The following is a 20,739-nucleotide window of genomic DNA, read 5'->3' as shown; positions in this document are numbered from 1 at the left end:
GCGCGACCTTTCTCCGACCGAGGGGAGGTGAAGACGCCCGGTCACTTCACCGCGCCAGCGGTCATGCCCATGATCAGGTAGCGCTCCAGGGCGATGCCGATGACGGCAAGCGGCGCGATCGCGGCCGTGGCAAGCGCCGCCATCGACCACCAGTTGATGCCTTGCGAGCCCGTCTGGCTGGCGACCATGACGGGAATAGTCTTGGCGTCCGTCGAGGTCAAAAGGGCGGCGAAGAAGTACTCGTTCCAGCACAGCACCATCGCCAGGATGAAGGCGGCCACCATGCCCGGCAGCGCGATCGGCATGACGATACGGAAAAAGGCGCCCCAGATCGACAGGCCGTCGACGAGGGCTGCTTCCTCGAGTTCGACGGGGATGGAATTGAACTGGTCGCGCATGATCCAGATGACGATCGGCAGCACCATCAGCGTGTAGAGCAGGATCAGTCCGACGCGGGTATCGAGCAATCCGACTTCACGGTAGAGCACCAGGAAGGGCAGGGCCAGCACCACCGGCGGCAGGATGAGCTGCGACAGGAAGAAGAAGGAGATGTCCTCGTTCTTGAACCAGGCGAAATGGTAGCGGTAGCGGGTCAGGCCATAGGCGGCGAGGCTGCCGATGATGATCGCCAGGCTCGACGCGCCAACCGAGGTGATGACGGAATTCATGAAGCGCTTGAGGAATTCGTCGCGCACCGTCGATGTCTGCAAGATCGAGTCCGGCGACAGGCCGAGCGATCGCCAGCCTTTCCAATCCGGCTGGAAGTCGACGAACGGGATCAGGTGGCCCTGGGTGACATCCACCGCCGTCTTGAAGGATGTGGTGATGGTCCAATAGATCGGAAACAGGCAGATGAAGCCCCAGCAGGCGAGCGCGCCATAGATGAAGACGCGGCTGGCGAGGAAGCTCGCCGGCGAGCGGATTTCGGATGCGACGTAGTCGGTGGTCTGAACGCTCATCTCTACCTAATTCACATTGCGGACGAAACGGCCGGCGAACTTCAACAGCCAGGTCACGAACACCACGATGATGACGAGATAGGCCATCGCCAGCATGGTGCCATAGCCAACATTCGAGCGGTCGCGGTATTCGCGGTAGATGAAGCTCGAGACCGAATCGGTGGCGCCGCCCGGACCGCCCGAGGTGACCGTGATGATGATGTCGGCAAGCTTCAGCTTGAAGATGATGCGCAGGATCACCGCCGTCACCGACACCGGCAGCATCAGCGGGAAAGTGACCTGCCAGAAGGTTTGCCAGGCCGTGGCGCCGTCGACACGTGCCGCCTCCAGCACCTCGCGCGACATCGCCTGCAGCCCCGCCAGCAGCATGATCATCATGAACGGAATGAAGGTCCAGGCGTCCAGCAGCATGATCGAGATGCGGGCGGTGATCGGGTTCGAGAAGAAGGCCGGGTCTTCCCAGCCGAGATGGCGCGCCAGCGTGGCAGCGGGTCCAAAGCGGTATTCCATCAGCGACTTGCCGATCATCCACGACACCGCGACCGGCGACAGCATGAGCGGCATCAGGAACACCACCCGGAAGAACTTTCGAGCCCGGATCTGCGCGTTGAGGAGCAGTGCCAGGCCAAAGGCGATGACATATTCGACCAGCACCGCCAGCACATAGAGCACCATGTTGAACAGGGCGTTGCGGTAGTAGGGGTCGGCGAGCATCTGCCAGAAATTGTCGAGCCCGTTGAACCTGCGGCCGCTGAAGGAGGAGAGGTTCCAATCGGTCAGCGCGATGTAGAAGCCGAACAGGGTCGGGAAGATCACCATCGCAATGGTGAACAAAAGGGCCGGCAGCAGGAACAGCGCGCGCTGGCCGTCCTCGCCGCGTGTCAGAACCTGGCCGATGCCGATCGCCACACCCCACAGCACATAGGCGTAGACCACGGGCCGCCATGTCTCGAAGCCGATCGTATCGACCTCGGTCTTGTAGAGGATCTGCACCACGATCGTTGCCAGCAGGCCGAGCGTGGCGATCGCCATCAGCGCCCAGCCCAGACGCCTGCGGCCCGGCGGGATCAGATCATAGGGGGCGGCGTCTGCCGGCCACCGGGTCGCGGTCGAAGTCTGGTCAGCCACAAATCTCGCCCGTTTGGAAGGGAAGGCTGTGGCCCGGCGTTGCCGCCGGACCACGGTTCACAGGGCAGCCTACATGCCGAGCGAGGCCTTGTAGAGCTTGATCTGCTTGTCGCGGCCAATCTGGTCGGTCAGCTTCTCCCAGGCGGCTGCGATGGCATCGGCGCCTTCCTGCGCCTTCATCTTGCCGGCGAAGGTGTTGGCCAGGATATCCTCGGCGGCGCTGTAATACTGGAAGATGCCGGGGATGCGCGGCTCGATCGCCGCGTTGGGATGGTTGTAGCTGTCGCCTTCCGACTTCAGGTATGAGGTGATGAACGCCTCGTCGTAGCCGGCCGCCACCCATTCCGGAATGTCGAAGTGCGAATTGCGGTAGGGTTGGAAGCCCGACGGATACATCGCCGTCCAGATCGACAGATCCTTGCCGCCGAGATGGGCGGCGGCCGACCATGCCGCCTTCTTCTTCTTTTCGTCGCTATCGACGCGGGCCATGACATAGACGCCCCAGCCGAGATAGGCGCAGTTGGGCGAATAGTTCGGTCCGCTGGCAAGCTTCTCCCACTTGCCGGTCTTGGAGTTGTAGACATCGTCGGAGCCCGGCAGGATCGAGAAGCCGGTGACATCGCCGATGACCGAGCTGTCATTGGTCTTGACGTTCGAGCCGACGTCGCCCCACCAGGGGATCATCGAGCCGGTGCCGGCCAGGAACTGCTGGAAGGCGGTGGTGTTCGGGTCGGCATTGATCTGGTCGGCCGGCTCCGACGGCAGGGCGTCGATGACGTCCTGGATGGCGCGTACCCAGGCCGGATTGTTGATGCGTGGCTTCATCGTGTCGGCGTCGAACAGCCAGGCCTTGTCGTCGGGATGCTTGGCGTAGGCGGTGGCACGGCTGCCCAGGAAATAGAAGCCGAACCCACCCCAGGGCTTGGGCGCGTCGAGGTAGCCGTAGACATCCTGGCCCTTGAACTTCTTGCCCTTGAGGAACTTGGTCACGGCCTGAACCTCTTGCCAGGTCTTAGGCACGCCCCATTCGCTCGTCGCCCCGCCATCCTTCCACTGCTTGGCGAGGTCGGCATCGGCAAACACGTCGGTCCGGTAGTTGAAATTGTGCGCGTCGCCGTCGATGGTGACCCGGTATTGCTTGCCATCCCACGTGCCGACGGGCGGCTTGAGGTAGTTGACGAGATCGTCGAAGTCGATCTGCTTCTTGACCCAGTCGGGCATCTCCGAAGTCAGGCCCTTGCCGCAGACGTCGCCCTCGAACGGCGCGCCCATCTCGATGATGTCGAAGTCGACGGTGCCGGTGGCGATCGACTGCTGCAGGCGGGCGTTGTAGTCGGCCTGCGCCAGGTCGATCCAGCTGATCTTGGCGCCGGTATAGGTCTCCCATGGCTTCAGGAAACCACGGAACAGCACATTGTGCAGGTTCTGGTTGTTGAGGCCCATGAAGGTGAGCTCGACGCCGGCGAACTCGCCTTCCTTGACATTGGCCTTGGTCGCCTCCAGGCAAAGCTCGCCGACCTTCTGGAAGTCGGCGTCTGTCGGCTGGCCTTTGCCAACCCCGGGGATCTGCAGGATTTTCGAGCGCAGTTCGCTTGCGGCGGAAGCCGGGCGCGTCAGCGCGCCAAGTCCGGCGCCGGATGCGGCGGCGATCGCGGCCATCGAGGCCGCGCCCTTCAATATGTCGCGCCTTGTGGCGCCGGCACGTACCAGTTTGTCGTAAAGACCTACTCGCATGGACTATTTCCTCCCAGAACGTTAGTCGTGAATCGAAAGTGCCAATCGTGCCGGGCGCTGGCCTTTTTAGAAGCGAAATCAGGACCCCGGCCTGCGTCGCTTCGCGTTCCGTTTTTTCGGGTAGAGTACCGGCGTTCGGATTGGCGCTCGTCACTATTCTCACAACCAAACGCCGTGTCAACGAGGACGGGTTTTTATCTATAAGAGACCGACTTGCCCTGACCGGTCGCGTTGGTTAGCTTCTGCGCCTGCGGCCAGTGGAGCCGATGGGGGAACGATGGCTCAAGTCGCGATCAGCAATGTGGCCAAGGCGTTTGGAACCGTCAAGGTTCTGCACCAAGTCAGCGTCGACATTGCCGATGGCCAGTTCGTCGTGCTTGTCGGCCCGTCCGGTTGCGGAAAGTCCACGCTGCTCAGGATGGTGGCGGGGCTGGAGACCGTCTCCGGCGGCACGATCGCCATCGGTGACCGTGTCGTCAATCACCTGCCGCCCGCAAAACGCGACATCGCCATGGTGTTCCAGAACTATGCGCTCTACCCGCACAAGACGGTCGAGCAGAACATGGCCTTCGCCCTCAAGCTGCGCAAGACCGATCCGGCCGTGGTTGCCGAGCGGGTCAAGCGCGCCGCCGACATCCTCGACCTCAGCCCCTATCTGAAGCGCTACCCGCGCCAGCTTTCCGGTGGCCAGCGTCAGCGCGTCGCCATGGGGCGCGCCATCGTGCGCAATCCGCAGGTATTCCTGTTCGACGAGCCGCTTTCGAACCTCGACGCCAAGCTGCGCGTCCAGATGCGCACCGAGATCAAGGAACTGCACCAGCGGCTGAAGACCACCACCATCTATGTCACCCACGACCAGATCGAGGCCATGACGATGGCCGACAAGATCGTCGTCATGCGCGATGGCCGCATCGAACAGGTCGGCGCGCCGCTGGAGCTTTTCGACAGGCCGGCGAACCTTTTCGTTGCCGGCTTCATTGGCTCGCCGTCGATGAACCTGCTCAAGGGTACCGGGCGCAAGGGCGGCGTCGAGATTGCCGGAACGCTATTCCCGGTCGCTCCGAACAACACCGTCGAGGAAGGGCGCTCCGTCGTCTATGGTGTGCGCCCCGAACATCTCGAAATCCATCCCGAAGGCGTGCCGGCGAAGATTTCCGTGGTCGAGCCGACCGGCTCGGAAACCCTGGTGTTCCTCCGCTTCGGCGACGGCGAGATGGTGGCGCTGTTTCGCGAGCGCCATGACTTCAAGCCCGGCGATACGCTGAAGCTCCGGCCAAGGCTCGACCATATCCATCTGTTCGACGCCGAGACCGGCAAGCGTCTCTGATCTCAAACGCACTCCACGAGGACCATCATGCTCAAAGGGATCGATCCGTTGCTCAATGCCGACGTGCTCCAGGCATTGCGGGCGATGGGGCATGGCGACGACCTGATCATCGCCGACACCAACTTCCCGTCCGATTCGGTGGCGCGCCAGACGGCGCTCGGTCGGGTGCTCCGCATCGATGCGCCGGCGGCGCAAGTGGTCAAGGCGGTGCTGTCGCTCTACCCGCTGGACACGTTCGTCGATGATTCCGCCGCCCGAATGGAGATCGTCGGAAAGCCGGACGAGATCCCAGCCGTGCAGAAGGAAGTGCAGAAAGAGATCGATGCCGCGGAGGGCAAGTCCTGGCCGATGGTGCCGGTCGAGCGTTACGCCTTCTACGAGCGCGCCAAGCAGGCCTATTGCGTCATCCAGACCGGCGAACGCCGCTTCTACGGCTGCTTTGCCTTCCGCAAGGGCGTCGTGCCGCCGGATGCGGAGTAGCGGCATGGCCTCGGGCAAGCCGGTCGTCATCCTCGGTGTGTTTGTCGCCGACACGGCCTACAGGGCCCAGCGCCAGCCGCGCATGGGCGAAACGATCCTTGGCAATTCCTTCAAGCTGGGGCCAGGCGGCAAGGGGTCGAACCAGGCCGTGGCCGCTGGCAAGCTGGGGGCCGACGTCGCGTTCCTGACCCGCCTCGGTGTCGATGCCTTCGCCGACATGGCCAAGCGGACCTGGAAGGATGCCGGCGTGAAGAGCGCCGCCATCGACACGCCAGACAGCTACACCGGTGCCGCCTATATCTTCGTCGAGGAGGGGAGCGGCAACAATGCCATCATCGTCAGCCCCGGCGCTGCCATGCTGATCACGCCCGAGGACATCGAAGCCAATGCCGACCTTATCAGGGGGGCCGGTGTTTTCGTGACGCAGCTCGAACAGCCGATCGATGCCGCGCTGCGGGCATTGGAGATCGCACGCGGGGCCGGGGTGACGACCATCCTCGCTCCGGCACCGGCGGCAAAGCTACCCGACCGCATCTACACGCTCTGCGACTATCTTACACCGAACGAGACAGAGACGGAGGAGTTGACCGGGCTGAAAGTTTCTTCGGTCGAGGAGGCTCGCGCCGCCGCCGGCAAGCTGCTCGAAAAGGGCGTCGGCACGGTCATCGTCACGCTGGGCGAAAAGGGCGCGCTCCTGCACACGAAGGACCGCTCCGAGCATGTTTCCGCCATCAGTGCCGGCCCTGTCGTCGAAACCACCGGCGCGGGGGACGCCTTCAACGGCGGCTTGGCCGCAGCACTTTCGCGCGGCGTGGAGCCGCTGGAGGCGGTGCGCTTCGCCTGCGCCGTGGCCGGCATTTCGGTGACCCGTCCAGGCACGGCACCGTCTATGCCGACATCGCAGGAGGTCGAGGCGTTGCTGGCCAAGCGCTGAGGCTTGCTCAGAGCTCGCGGGGACCCCGGAGCCCAGACCGTTCTGGCCTCCCGGTCAGTGGGCGTTGAGAAGCTACTGCATGACGTAGCAGCGCTTTCCCTGGTCGGGAGCGGGATCGCCGAATGCATCGTTGTCGCATTGGACGCCATTGCGGAACACGTCCTGCGTGAACCGGCCGCGGGCGCCATACCTGACCACCTTGCGGCCATAGAAATCGCAGAATTCGCCTTCCTCGGCGCAGACCGCCCACTTCTCGCGGCGTGGCTGATCGTAGTCGTCGTTCGACTCGTCACGGTCGCGCTTCACGATGAAGCAGAACTTTTCCTTGCCCGGCGCGGGATCGCCGAAAACGCGGTTCGAACAGGGTACCGCGTTGCGCTCGATGTAACGCGAGGTCGTGCGGCCCCTGGCGCCGTAGACGACCTCGGCGGGATAGGGCAGGCGGCAGATCTCACCCTCGCGAGCGCATCGCTGCAGCCGGTCGGCCGACGCGGCGGCGGGAAAAAGGACGGATGCGGCCGTCGTCGCGCCACCCAGGCAAATCAGCGTGAATATCGTGCGCGTGGAAATGTTCGGTGCAATTGACATTACGTCCTCCATGCCATTCCGGCAGCATACTGCAATGTGGCTGCCTGCGGCATGAATCGAGCGTTTTGTGGGCGATTGCGCAAGCAGATTCGCAACGACCAAGTCGTCCGCTGTCCGCAGGGCCTCTTCGTCCGTTGCTTGGCGACCCACACGAATCGCGTCGTGGATTCCAAGGCATCGCTCATGCAAGAGTGATTTTGGAGCCGAGAAGAACCGGGCCGAAGAAGGTCTTCGGACGCTGTTCCTGGAGAGATCTTTGACAATTTTATCGGCATTTCCCCGGAGCCAAGGATCATCATCCTTGAGGGGAAATGGCGCGAGTGACGGGGCTCGAACCCGCGACCTCCGGCGTGACAGGCCGGCACTCTAACCAACTGAGCTACACCCGCGCATTGACGAGCACGTGTCAGCCGTGTTCGTCGTTGGGGCGCTGGATAAGGGGTTCGCTACCGGGTGTCAAGCGCACCAAACCATCATAACGCCAAACAGGAGAAGGTTTTTTGACAGCCGGCATTTTGTTCGCAAATCCGGCCTGCGAACAGGGCATCCCGCACTCATTTGGCCTTGCGAAGCAGGTCCCGACCGCTTAAAGGTCCGGCCCGGAGCGGGCGATTAGCTCAGTTGGTAGAGCGCTTCGTTTACACCGAAGATGTCGGCGGTTCGAGCCCGTCATCGCCCACCATTCAAACTCACATTTCAAGTCAGCTGAGAGCCGGCCGCTGGCGCCTCGCGGTATCACGGCGGCACCATACGGAAATCCTTCCCCTCGGGCAGCAACTGTCCGCCATCGACGACAATGGTCGTGCCGGTGATGTAGCTGGCGTCGTCCGAGGCGAGGAACAGGAAGGCGTTGGCCACGTCGCGTGGGCTGCCGAGCCGGCCGAGCGGGATCGAATCTTCCATGTTCTTGATATAGGCGGCGCCGCGATGCTCCTGGATGGCTTCGGTGAGGATATTGCCGGGTTCGACGCCGTTGACGGTGATGCCGTAGCCGGAGAATTCCAGTGCCGCGGCGCGAATGAAGCCGTTGATGCCTGCTTTTGTCGCCGAATAGTGGCCATGGCCGGGGCTGGTGACATGCGGGCCGGTGATGGAGGAGGTGTAGAGCATGCGGCCAAAGCGCTGCGCCTTCATCGGCACCAGGGCCGCGCGGCTGGCGTTGAAGGTGCCGCGCAAATTGACCGCCATGACGCGGTCCCAGTCGTCGGCGCTGGTGTTCTCGATCAACTGCCAGGGATAGATGCCGGCATTCTGGACGATGATGTCGAGGCGGCCATGGTGTTTCAGCGAAAGCGCCACGGCGGCCTCGGCGTCGCTCATTTGCGAGATGTCGGTGCGGATGAAGGGGACGCCAAGCTCATCCGCACTTGCCCGCCCGGCCTCGGTCTCGGAGTCGGCGAGCACCAGCCTTGCACCTTCCTCGGCGAAGCGCAGCGCGATGCCCTTACCGATGCCGCGCGCGCCGCCGACGATCAGCGCCACCTTGCCTTCCAGTCGTCCTGTCATGCGAACCGTCCTGTCACGCCAATCCCCGTCTCACGCCAATCGTTGGCGAATGGTTTGCTTGAATGCATCGAGCAGCACGGCTGCTAGCACCAGCAGGCCATGGATGACCTGGGTAAAGTTGGCGGGCAGGCCCATCAGGTTGATCGCCGTGTTGATGGCAGAAAGCAGGAGCACGCCGGCGTAGACGCCGGGCAAGGTGCCGACGCCGCCCTTCAGGCTGACGCCGCCGATAACCACGGCCGCGAAGGCGTTGAACAGAAGGCCGACGCCCAGATTGGCGGTGGCGCCCGAGGTGCGGATCGCCAGCAGCCAGCCGGCCAGCCCTGCGATGGCGCCGGCGAGCACGAAGGCGATGATCAGGTTGCGGTTCACCCGGATGCCGGCACGGAAGGTCGCGGTTTCATTGCCGCCGATCATCACCAGGTGCCTGCCGAACGGGGTCTTGGCCATGATCAGCGAGAACACGACGAAACAGGCCACCGCGATCCAGGCGGTAAGCGGCAGACCGATCAGGCGCTGGATGCCGAACCAGCGGATGGCGGGTGCCAGATCCTGCGCCGAGCGGCCGCCCGAAATGACCAGCACCAGGCCGCGCACCCAGATGTAGGAGGCGAGCGTGATAATAAAGGCGCTCATCTTGACCTTGACCACGAGATAGCCGTTGAAGGCGCCGATGAGGCCGCCGACGGCCAGCGCCAGCAGCAGCGAGACCGGAACCATCAGCCATCCCGGGTGCAACTGCACGCCGAGGCCAATGCCCGAGGAACAAAACAGGATGCCCACCGCCATGGCGCTGAGAGCGGCGACGGATTCGACCGACAGGTCCATGTGCCCGGCAATGATGACCAGCGCCAGGCCGATCGACATCACGCCGAGCACGCTCGACGCCTCGATGATGTTGGCGAAGATGCCGAGCTGGAAATAGTTCGGGATGAACAGCGAGAAGACGACCAGGACAAAAAGCAGCATGAACCAGACGAGGTTGTCGAGGACGAACTCCAGGGCGTGGCGTGTGCGAGGGTTCATGTGTCGATCCGGTTGGCGTGCGGGATCAAGGCCGCGGCAGGTTGCCTGCGTCTCGTTTCATGCGGGCAGGGGCAGGGCTCCGGGCCTCGTATGGCCCGGAGCGGTCGGGCCGCCTGTCTATTCGACCGGCTTGACGGTATCCGTCGGCGGCTTCTGGTTGCCCCAGAAAGCCGGGTTGTCGACGTTTTCCTTGGTGATGGCGGCACCCGGGATCTTGATGTTGGGGCCCCAGGCTTCCTTGGTGAGGGTCGATTTCAGGCCAAGCACATCGTATTCGCCGGGCTTGATCTCTTCCTTCTTGACGACCTTGTCCATGAACATGGCGACGGCGGCGGCCTGTGCGTAAAGCGGCTGCTCGACTTCGACGTTGAGCCAGCCCTTGCGGATCAGGTCGAGGCCGACCGGTGCGCCGTTCGAGCTCATCAGCATGACGTCGCCCGGCTTCTTGCCGGCGGCCTCGAGCGAGGCGACGGCGGCGACCGACAGGTGTGCGGCATGGCTGAAGATCAGGTCGATGTCGGGGTTGGCCAGCATCTGGTCGGCAACGATGGTGCCGGCGTTGCTGGCCTCCCACTGCATGGCCGGCAGCGAGATGATCTTGACGTCCGGGAACGCCTTCATCTTCTCCTCGAAACCCTTCTGGATGTCCAGCGTGTAGGGATCGCCGGGATCGCCAAGCACCTGCAGGACCTTGCCCTTCACCGAGCCGTTCTTGGCTTTCAGAAGCTTTTCGGCCTGCTCGGCGGCGACGTAGCCGATCTCGACGGTGCCCGCGACCGACGTGAAGTCGGACGGTGTCGACGTGATCTGGCGGTCGAACTCGACCACCGGAATGCCGGCCGCGCGCGCGGCCTCGATCGATGGTTTCAGCGCATTGAAATCGACGGCGGCCAGGATGATCGCCGCCGGCTTCAGCGCGATAACGTCGTTCATCTGCGATTGCTGCGCGTCGGTCTTGTTGTCGGCGTTCAGCGTCTTCATCTCGTAGCCGGTCTGTTTCAGGAACAGCTCCAGCGCGCTCACCGAGCCGGTCTGGAATTCGTCGAGCAATGTCGGCACCATGTAGTAGACGATACCCTTGGACTGGGCGAATGCCGGCGTCAGCGTGGCAAAGGCCAGTGCCAGGATACCGAAGACAGCAAGAAGTATTCGCTTCATGTCGTTGGCTCCCTGTTAAGCCGGACCCCTCTTTGTCCCTCAGCCCGCCGGTCCGGCACCGGCAAGCGTCTCTCCGGTGATCATGTTGATCACCGCATCGGGACTTGTCTTGTTGCGTGCGACATCGCCCGCTACGACGCCTTGCCGGATGACCACGATCCGGTCGGCGACCTGAAAAGCCTGCTGCATGATATGGGTGATGATGACGACGCCGATGCCCTGGCTCGCCACCTGGCGGATCATGTCGAGACCGCGCCGGGTCTGCTCGACGCCAAGTGCGGCGAACGGCTCGTCGAGAAGCACCAGCTTGCCGCCCCAATGCACGAAGCGGTTCAGCTCGATGGCCTGCCGCTGGCCGCCCGAGAGATGCTCGACATTGGTGCGCAGTGAAGGAATGCGGGTCCCGGCGCTGGCCAGCGCCTTGCCGACGACGGCTTCCATGGCGCGCTCGTCGAGCACCGGAATGCCGAGAACCTTCCTGGTGATCTCGCGGCCCATGAAGAAATTGGCCACCACATCGACATTGGTGCACAGCGACAGGTCCTGGTAGACGGTCTCGATGCCCGCCGCCTTGGCTTCCGCCGGCGACCGGGCCAGGAATTCCTTGCCCTCGAACAGCATGCGGCCGGAGGTCGGTTCGAGACCGCCAGCTATGATCTTGACCAGCGTCGACTTGCCGGCGCCATTGTCGCCGAGCAGCGCCACCACTTCGCCCTTGCCGATGGAAAAGCTGATCCCCTTCAGCGCTTCGATCGCGCCGTAGTTCTTGGTCACATTGTCGAGCACCAGCAGGGGTTCGCTCATGCGGCAATCTCCCTGGCCGAAAGTATGTCGCGGCCGCGCTCGCGTTCGGCGGCGAACATCTGGCCGAAGCGTGGCGACAACACCCCTGAAACGGCGAGCGCCGCCGCGCCGCGCAGCACGGCATGCTGGCCGCCGCTGGCGACGATGACGCGCGGCGTCTTGCGGTCCGCGCGGGCCGAAACCGAATTGTGCAGCGGTTCGGCCGCGTCCGCCAGGCGCTCGAGCAGTTCCGATGCCGCCAGGCCGCCGAGCACGACCGTCTCTGGATCGAAGAGGTTTTCGATGATGGCGATGGTGTTGCGGAAGGTCGGGCCGACTTGCGCCACCCAATCGGCGTCGCTGCCGGCCCGGCGGCCTCGCGCCTCGAGCGAGAGGTAGCGCTCGAGGCAGCCTCGGTTGCCGCAGGGGCAAAGCTCGCCATCGGGGACCACGGGAATGTGGCCGATCTCGCCCGCATTGCCCCAGGCGCCGCGCAGAACGCTGCCGTCATGCATCATCGCGCCGCCAAGCCCGACGCCGAAATAGAGATAGTAATAGTCGGAATGGCGGGCTCCGATGCCATAGAGCCGCTCGCCCATCGCGGCGGCGGCCATGTCGCTCTCGAAGAATGCTGGCAATCCCGTCGCGGCCGTCAGCCGCTCACGCAGCGCCACATGCTTCCAGCCGGTCATCGTGGTCGGGCCGACAAAGCTCATGGAGTCCACGTCGAACGGGCCGGGAAGCGCCATGCCGACGCCGATGACGCGGCCGCCGGGCCGCTTGCCCGTGAGGTCGCGGACCATGGCGCCGATCTGGTCGAACGCGTGATCGGGCGTCGCGTTGGACGCTTCGCGGCGTGAACTCTCGATAACGTCGCCGCTGAGATTGATCAGCGCGGCGTCTATTCCAAGCGGCGTCAGGTGGATGCCGACGGCATAGCCGCCTTCCGGGTTGATGCGCAGCGTTGCCGGTGGCAGGCCACGTCCCTTCGGCTCTTCGCGCACGGACAGGATGTAGCCCTGTTCCTCCAGTTCGCGAACGATGGTCGACACGGTCTGCACGGTGAGCCCGACGTGCCTGGCGATGTCGCCGCGTGCAATCGGGCCATGACGGCGGATGGACTCAAGCACGATGCGCCGGTTGTATGGCCGCCCGAATTCCTGATTGGTCCCCCGCAATGCCATGCCTTGCGCCCCCACTTGACGTAAGGTTCGCATCAAACATTTATTTAGTCAAATGGAATTCAAAAATAATCCGGAAGCTGAGGAGCCGCGATCCTATGGCGGTTTACGGGGTGCGGGATACCGCATGACGAGGAGAGGTGTGCTCGACCGGGACCGACGGCTCCGGATTCAGCAAGCGAGCGGTTGATCTTCCTAGAGGTACTGGGCGACTTTCTTGCCGACGGTCAAGAAGCGCAGCGGATCGATCGCCTCGCCATTGTGGCGCACTTCATAGTGCAGATGCGGGCCGGTCGAGCGCCCGCTGCTGCCGGTCTTGCCGATGACGGCGCCGGCGTCCACTTTCTCGCCTACCGTCACGTCGATCTCGCTGAGATGTCCGTAGCGCGTGGCAAAGCCATTGCCATGGTCGATCTCGACCATGCGGCCATAGCCGCCATTCCAGCCGGCCTTGGTGACGATGCCGGGCGCGGTGACCTTGGCCGCCATGCCGATCGGTGCCCTGAAATCCATGCCCGAATGCAACGCGGCCGTGCCGAGAATGGGATCGGTGCGCACGCCGAACGGACTGGTGACGGAGTGGCCAGGGGCAGGGTTTGCAAGCGGTAACCGGCGCGCTTCCTTCTTGAGATGATCGAGCGTATCCAGCGCCTCGTCCAGTTCCTTGACCTTGCTGTCGAAGATCATCGACGAGTCGAGCGGAATCAGCGGTCCGCCGACGTCGCTTTCGTTCTTGCCGAAATCACTGTCGACCGGCAGTCCGGCCGTCTGCAGCGCCTGCTGGATGGCATCGGCGCTTTTGTAGGCGTTGTCCGCGAGCGTGTTGATGCGGCTGAGCTGTTCATTCTCGATGGATTTCAGCGACTGGTTGATCGAGACGAACAGCCTGTCGGCGCGATCGGCGGCTGAGTCGCTGGGCAGCGGATCGGTGCGGGTCGACCACAAGGAGAAGGGCCTTGTGTCGGCGGTGCCGAGGTCCGCGCCCAGGCTGGCAACCGCGTAGTTCCGCGCTGGCTGGCTGATGCTGCCGGTCACCTCGGCGCGCTTGTCCGGCTTGGCGGGCGCGGCCGGATCTTCGGCGGGCACCGTTCCGACATCACCTTCGGCGCGTTCGAGCAGTGGGCCGAGACGGCCATGCCGCTGGCTGAGCTGCGTCTGGCGCTCGAGCAATTCGCTGACTTTGGTCTCCATCAGTTGCTGGTCGAGCAACTGCCTGCTGGTGATGCGGTCGACCTGGGCGCGAAGCGCCGAAATGCGGTCCTCGTAGGCCTGCTGCATGCGCGCCTGGCGCGCCGTGGTGGCGCCGATCAGGTCGTCGCGCAGCACGAGATAGGATGTGGCCAGGAGGTAGCCGATGGCAATGGCGGCGAGTGCTGAACCGATGAATGCCGCCAGCCAGGGACGGATCGTGAAGTGCCTGATCTCGTTGCCCCGGGCGATGATGATCGTGTGCGGTTCCTTGCGCCTGCCGAAGACTGCGGACTGACCGGTTGCGTTCACGGGACCAAGCTTTCGTTACGACACCACGACCGCCTGATTACACATTATTAGGGTTAACAAAGGCTTGCCGTATCGGCAGCGCGACGCCGAATGCACTCAATGCAGGCGAGAGGTTGCATGGAAATCGCCAGCTACGGCCGCTACGTCGCGAAATCGTTGGCGAGGAGCACCAATGTTCCGCCAGCAGCGGTCAGTCACGCGCTGAGCAAGCTCCAGGTTTCTTAACTGTATTCGATTGCATTTAATTGACTCTTTTCGAGTAAAGACCTGCTGGTATTTCGGATTCACCGTGGCGGTAGGAATGCTGGACGACCTGGTTGGCAAGATCCTCGACAAGATTTCGGGCACCAGTCTGCTGGCGACCGGGCTTTTGCTGCTGACGGCCCTTGTCAGCGCGCTCGTGGCTTATTGGCGCACGGTCGAGGAGAAGAGCTGGAAGGAATTTTTCGAGTTCGTCGTCCCCCATGAGGTCATCACCCATCCCTCCGCGAAGGCCGACCTGCTGTTCTGGATCACCAGGAAGGCCCTGATGCCTTTCCTGATGCTGCCCGCCGGAATTGTCTTCGTCACGGCGGTGGGCTACGGGACCAACTGGCTGTTTTCGACACTGTTCCAGTTTCAGCCGCCTCTGATCGAGGGGCCGGCAGGACCGGTGACGGTGCTGATCTTCACCATCAGCATGCTGCTCGCCTACGACATTTCCTATTATCTCTATCACGTCGCCCAGCACCGCTACCCCCTGCTTTGGGAACTGCACAAGGTGCATCACTCGGCCGAGGTGCTGGTCGGGATCACCAAGGACCGGGTCCATCCGCTCGACGAGTTGATGAACCGAGCCTGGGACGGGCTCATCGTGGGGCTGTGCTTCGGCATTTGGTCGCTGATTTCGCTGAACCTTGTCGAACTGACCGTCTTTGGCGTCAACGTCTATGTCATGCGGAACATCCTGATGATGGATTTCGTCAGGCACACGCATTTCAAGATCTCGTTTGGCCCGCTCAACAACTTAATCCTGTGTCCTCATTGGCACCAGCTGCATCACAGCGTCGATCCGCGCCACTACGACAAGAATTTCGGGCTGCTCTTCTCGTTCTGGGACCGGCTCTTCGGAACATTGTGCGTGCCGAGGCCCGACGAGGACTTCAAGTTCGGACTGGTCGACCGCGATGTGCGCGACTACCAGTCGCTCGCCGGCCTTTATGTCATGCCGCTGAAGCGGATGTGGGGCCATGTTGCCAGGCGCATCCGGCCAGGAAAGCGACAGCCACGGACCGAGCGACCATCGGAAGGGACACGGCCATGAACGCTCCCGTCACGCTCTCCATCCCGCGGACACGCACCTTCGAAATCGTGACATCGGCGGTGCGCCTGGCCGAGATCGCACCGGCCTGGAGCGCGCTCTGGCAGCGGGCTGGCGGGCTTGTCTTCCAGCATCCCGACTGGATCGCGGCCTGGTGGCGCACCACCCCGCATCAGGAGCGGCGCGCCCTCAGGATTGGGCTTGCCTGGAACGGCGACCGGCTCGAGGGCGTGATAGCGCTCGCGACCTTCAGGCGCTCCGGCATCCGCATGCTCGAATGGGCGGCGAAGGATCACAGTGACTATGGCGACGCGCTGGTTGCACCCGACAGCGACCCGCAGGCGATCTCCCGCCTTTGGCAGCATGTTTTCGATCAGGGCGGCTTCGACCTGATCTACCTCAACCGTCTGCTGCCGGATGCCGGGGTTCATGCCCTGCTGCACCCGGCCCATGGCAAAGCGCTTCGGCCCAACCACCGCGGTGAAATCAGCTATCGTGTCACTGGTCCCTGGCAGAGTGGGGCGGAATGGTTCGAGACGTTGTCGAAAAAGGGCCGGCAGAACTATCGTCGCGGCCGCAAATTCATGGAAGAGAGCGGCGCATTGCGTTTCCGCCTCCTGGATGCGGATGACCCGCGTGAGCCGGTGCTCGAGCGGGTCGCGACGCTGAAGCGGCTCTGGCTCGTTCGGCATGGCCGCGCTTCGGATCTGTTCGATGAGGGCTCGCCGGTTCTCGCCGCGCTTATTTCCGTGCTGGCCGACCTCGGGCTGTTGCGCATTTTCGTGCTGGAGCTTGACGACACGATCATCGCGGTCTCGATCAACTTCGAGCAGCACGGCACGATGATGGCTTTCGTCACCACCTACGATCCCGAACACGAGCGCGCCTCGCCGGGTATGGTGCTGATGATGGACTATATCCAGTGGTCGCTCGACCGTGGCCTTGCCACGATTGATTTTCTCTGCGGCGGCGAGGATTTCAAGCGCCGCTTCGCCACGCAATCAGTCGCGCTGTCGTCGATGATGGGTGCGCGCGGCTTGCGCGGTCATCTCGCCGCACTGGCCGATCATGTGGACCATGTTTCGAAGTCCTGGAAGACCCGGCGGCAGCCGAAAGCCGACGCGGTGCCTGACGAATAGCGCCACGATCGTCGTTTGCGTCGTGTGCTTTGGCGACGCTCAAAGCGCGCGAACGGCTTCCAGAACGGCCTCGGCATGGCCCTTGACCCGGACCTTGCGCCAGATCTTGGCGATCCGTCCGTCACGGCCGATCAAGAATGTCGCGCGCTCGACGCCCATGTATTTGCGGCCATACATCGATTTCTCGACCCACAGGCGGTAGGCCTCGATCACCTTGCGCTCCTCGTCGGCGGCAAGATCGATGGTTAGATCGTATTTCGATTTGAACTTGTCGTGTTTCTTGGCGCTGTCGGGCGACAGGCCGATGACGACAGCGCCGGCCTTCTCGAATTCCGGCTTCAGCCGCGAGAAGCTGATCGCCTCTTGCGTGCAGCTTGTCGTGTCATCCTGAGGATAGAAATAGAGCACGACTGGCTTGCCGGCGGATGCGGCCAGGCTGAGCGATCCGCCGCCGTCCCGCGGCAGATCGAATTGCGGCGCGGGATCGCCTACTTCGAGGTCAGCCATATCGATGCCCTTGTTTGAGGTTACGCGCGAAGCCACACCGATATAGTGTCGACCGGGGATTCGTCCACGAGCGAGTTTGTACAACGGAAGATTGCGTGGATCAGGAGCAACCGCAGCACGAGAAGATCCGGTTCAGGCGGGACGAAATCACCGACCTGGGGGCCCTGCCGTCCGCGTGCCGCGTCCCGCCTCTTGGCCAGGCGGCGATCGGCCGCGGCTTTCGCATCCTTTCGCGAGTGTTTGCCGGCGTGGTCGCGTTCATGCTGCTGGCCGCGACGGCGGTCTATCTCATCGGCCTTTCCGGCATTGGTTCTGACCGGCTGCGCGTCGAGGCGGAGAGCGCCATCGAGAGGCTGGCGGGCGTCGACGTCAATGTCGCTGTCGGGCCCGCCCGCATCACGCTCGACAGTTCGAGCTTCGTGGCGCTGCAGGTGAGCGATGTCAGCCTGAAGACATCGGACGGCAAACCCATGGCCGATGCCGGGCGTGTGCGCTTCGGCATCCGCCTGGTGCCGCTTTTGTGGGGCGAGGTGCGGCTGACCAGCGCCAGGATCTCCGATGCCCGCATCGTCATGGCGGCGATGCCGTCCGGCGGCGACTGGACCGCGGCGCTGCGCAACGAGAACGGCCTCGTCGATCCGGAGAAGCTGTCGGACGCGGTGTTCGGCTACATCCATCGTGCGCTCGACGCCGTGCGGGAAGATTCGATGCGCCGGATCGATCTCAGCAATGTCGAGTTCGTGCTGCCCGACGCGGGATCGATCAAGCTGGTCAAGATCACCGACGCCACCGTGATTCAGTCAGGGCCGGGCGGCATGGAGTTCACCTCCGACGCGGACGTCGACGGCAGGACAGTCACCGTTGTAGCTTCCGCCACCCGTAACATCGCGGCGCATCGGGTGACGGCGTTGGATGTCAGCATCAATCTGGCGGATGCCGGCGCCACCGCTGCCGGCTCCGGCAAGCTTGGTGCCGTCGCGCTGAAGTTGACAGGATCGGAAGGGTCAGGTGCCACCGCATCACGCTTGACCGCCGCCCTTTCGTCCACCGGGTCCGTGCTGGATCTTGGCACACGCGGGCTGCTGCCGGCGGATGCCGATGTCAATGCGACGCTTGTCTATGGCTCCAACAAGATCCAGGTCGACAGGCTGCTCTTGAAAACCGGCAGGTCTTCATTCGATTTCGGCGGCTCGATCGGGCCAAAACCAGCAACCGGGGTGGCTGGTGAGGAACCCTCCTACCGTTACGATCTGACCAGCGACGGTTCGACCCTGGCGCCATCGGAATCGCCTGAGCCCGCGCTGATGTTCCTGGCGCGCATCGCCGGCGTCTACCAGCCGCAAAGCCATAAACTGGTGGCCGAGCAGATCGCGGTTCGGTCCGCCGGGAGCAGCGAGGTGCTTGGCACCGCGGCTGTGGAATTCGTCGAGGGCAAGGCTCCCGGGATCAATCTGGCGCTCAACATCCATGACATGCCGGTCTCGCACGTCAAACAGCTGTGGCCGTGGTTTTCGGCGCGCAATGCGCGGCTCTGGGTGCTGAACAATCTGTTCGGCGGCCGCGTGGTCGATGCCAGCCTCCAGTTCCAGGTGGTGCCGGATCGCCTCGGCAATGGCGTGCCGCTTTCCGCCGACGAGGTCTTCGGCCGCTTCCAGATCGAAGGCGCGCGTTTCGACACTGCCGGCCGCATCCCGCCGATCCGCGACGCGGTGGGCGTGGTCGGATTCCACGGCAACGACGTCGACGTCTCCTTGTCGTCGGGCACCGTCTTCATGCCTAGCGGCCGCACGGTGGCGGCCAGCAATGGCACGCTGACGGTCAAGGCCGCCAACCGTCCGCCGGTCATCGGCGCACTCGACATCGATGTGGAGGGGGAGGCGCCGGCCGTCGCCGAGCTTGCCTCCTACGAACCGATCAACGCCATGCGCCATGTCGGCATCCTGCCTGAGAATCTTTCCGGCAGCGTCACCGGCCACGTCAAGGCGGATATTCCGCTGCAGTCGGGCGTCGATACGGCGAAGCTCGATTGGCTGGTGTCGCTCGACTACACCGGCCTGTCCCTGGCCAAGCCGTTCGAGGGGCAGGCCGTGACGGACGCGGACGGCTCGATCACGGTCGACCCGCAAAAGGCTGTCATTTCGGCCAAGGCATCGCTGAACGGCATTCCGGCCGAACTCGATCTCGTCGAGCCGTTGGTGGATGACGGGCCGCCGCGCAGCCGCAAAGTCGCCCTTGTGCTCGACGACAAGATCCGCGCTGCCGCCATGCCCGGCCTGACGCCGCTGCTTGGTGGAACGGTGAAGGTCGCGATCGACAAGAGTGGCAGCGGCAACCAGAACGTTTCGGTCGACCTGACCAATGCCAGGCTGGACATTCCCTGGGCCGGCTGGAGCAAGGGGGCGGGGGTTCCCGCCAGCGCCACCTTCGTCATGACCAAGGCCGGCGACACCACGACGCTGTCCGACTTCGACCTCGGTGGCAAGACATTCTCCATCGATGGCAGCATCGTGCTGGTCAACGGCGCGCTGTCGTCGGCCAAATTCAGCAGGGTCACCCTGAACCGGGGCGATGACGTTTCCGTGTCGGTGAAGCGATCGGGCAAGGGCTATGCGGTCGGCATCAATGGCAATGCGCTTGATGCTCGTTCGCTGATCAAGCAGTTCACGTCCGATGTGGACACGGCGACCAAAACGACAGGAACAGACAATATTTCAGTCAGTGCGGACGTCAATCAGCTCACCGGTTTTCACGACGAGCAACTCTCCAACCTGAAGCTCGACTACAGTGCGGCCGGTTCGCGGGTGAACGGACTGAAGGTCAGCGCGACGGCGAGTTCGGGTGCCGCCATCGCCATCAGCAACACCACCGGCGACGGCAGGCGTTCGCTCAATGTGCAGTCGGCGGACGCCGGCGCCATCCTGCGGTTCCTCAACATCTATGAGCACATGGAAGGCGGATCGATCACGCTGGCGCTGACCGGGGGCAGCGACGGGCCGATGAAGGGCAAGGTCGACACCAGCAACTTCTTCATCGTCAACGAACCCAAGCTCGCCTCCATCGTCTCGACCACGCCGGCCGGCGACAGCCGCAGCCTCAACCAGGCGGTGAAGGGCAAGCTCGACACGTCGCGGGTGAAGTTCGAGCGCGGCTACGCCGAAATCGACAAGGGCAGCGGCTATCTCCGGCTGACCAATGGCGTGCTGCGCGGCCCGCGCATCGGCACGACCTTCCAGGGCATCCTCTACGACCAGAACAACAATATGGATATGACCGGCACCTTCATGCCTGCCTACGGTCTCAACCGCATCTTTGGCGAATTGCCCATCGTCGGCGCGCTTCTGGGCAATGGCCGCGACCGCGGCCTGATCGGCGTCACCTACCGCCTCAGGGGCAATGCCAACAAGCCCGTGCTCGACGTCAATCCGCTGTCGGTGATCGCTCCGGGGATATTCAGGTCGATCTTCGAGTATCGCTAGAGCGAAACGGTTT

The 20,739-nt window shown here is 63.5% G+C and carries 17 protein-coding genes and 2 tRNA genes; 7 read left to right on the top strand and 12 right to left on the bottom strand.

The annotated features are described in order from the left end of the window. Positions 1-41: 41 nt before the first annotated feature. The 3 genes from FJ950_RS12645 to FJ950_RS12635 all read right to left on the bottom strand — a co-directional run bounded on the left by FJ950_RS12645 (position 42) and on the right by FJ950_RS12635 (position 3,821). Positions 42-959 (bottom strand): carbohydrate ABC transporter permease, encoded by a 918-nt coding sequence (locus FJ950_RS12645; RefSeq protein WP_015318192.1) that lies wholly within the window; start codon positions 957-959, stop codon positions 42-44. Between the two features lie 6 nt (positions 960-965). Further along, positions 966-2,087: a sugar ABC transporter permease gene (locus FJ950_RS12640; RefSeq protein ID WP_140617021.1), complete on the bottom strand. Its 1,122-nt coding sequence runs from the start codon at positions 2,085-2,087 to the stop codon at positions 966-968. Between the two features lie 69 nt (positions 2,088-2,156). Further along, positions 2,157-3,821 (bottom strand): sugar ABC transporter substrate-binding protein, encoded by a 1,665-nt coding sequence (locus tag FJ950_RS12635; protein WP_015318190.1) that lies wholly within the window; start codon positions 3,819-3,821, stop codon positions 2,157-2,159. A gap of 277 nt (positions 3,822-4,098) precedes the next feature. On the opposite strand from FJ950_RS12635, the gene ugpC reads away from it, so the two are divergent. The 3 genes from ugpC to rbsK are packed head-to-tail and all read left to right on the top strand — an operon-like array spanning position 4,099 to position 6,562. Beyond that, positions 4,099-5,148, top strand: a complete 1,050-nt coding sequence (ugpC, locus tag FJ950_RS12630; RefSeq protein ID WP_140617020.1) for a sn-glycerol-3-phosphate ABC transporter ATP-binding protein UgpC — start codon at positions 4,099-4,101, stop codon at positions 5,146-5,148. Positions 5,149-5,175: 27 nt separating this feature from the next. Beyond that, positions 5,176-5,628 carry an RbsD/FucU family protein gene (locus tag FJ950_RS12625; RefSeq protein WP_140617019.1) on the top strand — a complete coding sequence of 151 codons (453 nt, stop codon included), beginning with the start codon at positions 5,176-5,178 and terminating at the stop codon, positions 5,626-5,628. 4 nt (positions 5,629-5,632) lie between these two features. After that, a complete protein-coding gene (rbsK, locus tag FJ950_RS12620; RefSeq protein ID WP_140617018.1) occupies positions 5,633-6,562 on the top strand; it encodes a ribokinase in 930 nt (309 codons plus the stop codon). A 72-nt stretch (positions 6,563-6,634) separates the two neighbouring features. Here rbsK and FJ950_RS12615 read toward each other — a convergent pair whose 3' ends face one another. Beyond that, positions 6,635-7,150, bottom strand: coding sequence for a hypothetical protein (locus tag FJ950_RS12615; protein ID WP_015318186.1), 516 nt, complete (start codon positions 7,148-7,150; stop codon positions 6,635-6,637). A 312-nt stretch (positions 7,151-7,462) separates the two neighbouring features. Beyond that, positions 7,463-7,539, bottom strand: a tRNA-Asp gene (locus FJ950_RS12610). A gap of 217 nt (positions 7,540-7,756) precedes the next feature. Here FJ950_RS12610 and FJ950_RS12605 point away from each other — a divergent pair. Continuing rightward, positions 7,757-7,832, top strand: a tRNA-Val gene (locus FJ950_RS12605). A gap of 53 nt (positions 7,833-7,885) precedes the next feature. Here FJ950_RS12605 and FJ950_RS12600 read toward each other — a convergent pair. The 6 genes from FJ950_RS12600 to FJ950_RS12575 all read right to left on the bottom strand — a co-directional run bounded on the left by FJ950_RS12600 (position 7,886) and on the right by FJ950_RS12575 (position 14,304). Continuing rightward, the gene (locus FJ950_RS12600) at positions 7,886-8,656 is read right to left on the bottom strand and encodes an SDR family NAD(P)-dependent oxidoreductase (RefSeq protein ID WP_140617017.1); all 771 of its coding nucleotides are present in this window, start codon (positions 8,654-8,656) and stop codon (positions 7,886-7,888) included. Between the two features lie 30 nt (positions 8,657-8,686). Continuing rightward, positions 8,687-9,682: an ABC transporter permease gene (locus FJ950_RS12595; protein ID WP_140617016.1), complete on the bottom strand. Its 996-nt coding sequence runs from the start codon at positions 9,680-9,682 to the stop codon at positions 8,687-8,689. 117 nt (positions 9,683-9,799) lie between these two features. Beyond that, positions 9,800-10,840 carry a sugar ABC transporter substrate-binding protein gene (locus FJ950_RS12590; RefSeq protein WP_015318183.1) on the bottom strand — a complete coding sequence of 347 codons (1,041 nt, stop codon included), beginning with the start codon at positions 10,838-10,840 and terminating at the stop codon, positions 9,800-9,802. Positions 10,841-10,879: 39 nt separating this feature from the next. Further along, a complete protein-coding gene (locus FJ950_RS12585) occupies positions 10,880-11,644 on the bottom strand; it encodes an ATP-binding cassette domain-containing protein (protein WP_135864119.1) in 765 nt (254 codons plus the stop codon). Continuing rightward, positions 11,641-12,807, bottom strand: a complete 1,167-nt coding sequence (locus FJ950_RS12580) for an ROK family transcriptional regulator (protein WP_140617015.1) — start codon at positions 12,805-12,807, stop codon at positions 11,641-11,643. Before FJ950_RS12580 ends, FJ950_RS12585 begins: the two co-directional genes overlap by 4 nt. 192 nt (positions 12,808-12,999) lie before the next feature. Then, a complete protein-coding gene (locus tag FJ950_RS12575; protein WP_140617014.1) occupies positions 13,000-14,304 on the bottom strand; it encodes a M23 family metallopeptidase in 1,305 nt (434 codons plus the stop codon). A 301-nt stretch (positions 14,305-14,605) separates the two neighbouring features. On the opposite strand from FJ950_RS12575, the gene FJ950_RS12570 reads away from it, so the two are divergent. Further along, positions 14,606-15,607 (top strand): sterol desaturase family protein, encoded by a 1,002-nt coding sequence (locus FJ950_RS12570; protein ID WP_140617013.1) that lies wholly within the window; start codon positions 14,606-14,608, stop codon positions 15,605-15,607. Further along, positions 15,604-16,743 (top strand): GNAT family N-acetyltransferase, encoded by a 1,140-nt coding sequence (locus FJ950_RS12565; protein WP_015318178.1) that lies wholly within the window; start codon positions 15,604-15,606, stop codon positions 16,741-16,743. The genes FJ950_RS12570 and FJ950_RS12565 overlap by 4 nt, the downstream gene beginning before the upstream one ends. A 39-nt stretch (positions 16,744-16,782) precedes the next feature. On the opposite strand, the gene FJ950_RS12560 is transcribed toward FJ950_RS12565, so the two are convergent. Next, positions 16,783-17,250, bottom strand: coding sequence for a peroxiredoxin (locus tag FJ950_RS12560; protein WP_015318177.1), 468 nt, complete (start codon positions 17,248-17,250; stop codon positions 16,783-16,785). Between the two features lie 95 nt (positions 17,251-17,345). On the opposite strand from FJ950_RS12560, the gene FJ950_RS12555 reads away from it, so the two are divergent. Continuing rightward, positions 17,346-20,726: a DUF3971 domain-containing protein gene (locus FJ950_RS12555; protein ID WP_140617012.1), complete on the top strand. Its 3,381-nt coding sequence runs from the start codon at positions 17,346-17,348 to the stop codon at positions 20,724-20,726. Positions 20,727-20,739: the final 13 nt, after the last annotated feature.

The organism is Mesorhizobium sp. B2-3-14 (assembly GCF_006442175.1).
Lineage (GTDB): Bacteria > Pseudomonadota > Alphaproteobacteria > Rhizobiales > Rhizobiaceae > Mesorhizobium > Mesorhizobium australicum.
The sequence above is the reverse complement of the archived record's forward strand: the minus strand, read 5'-3'. Positions and strand labels throughout refer to the sequence as shown.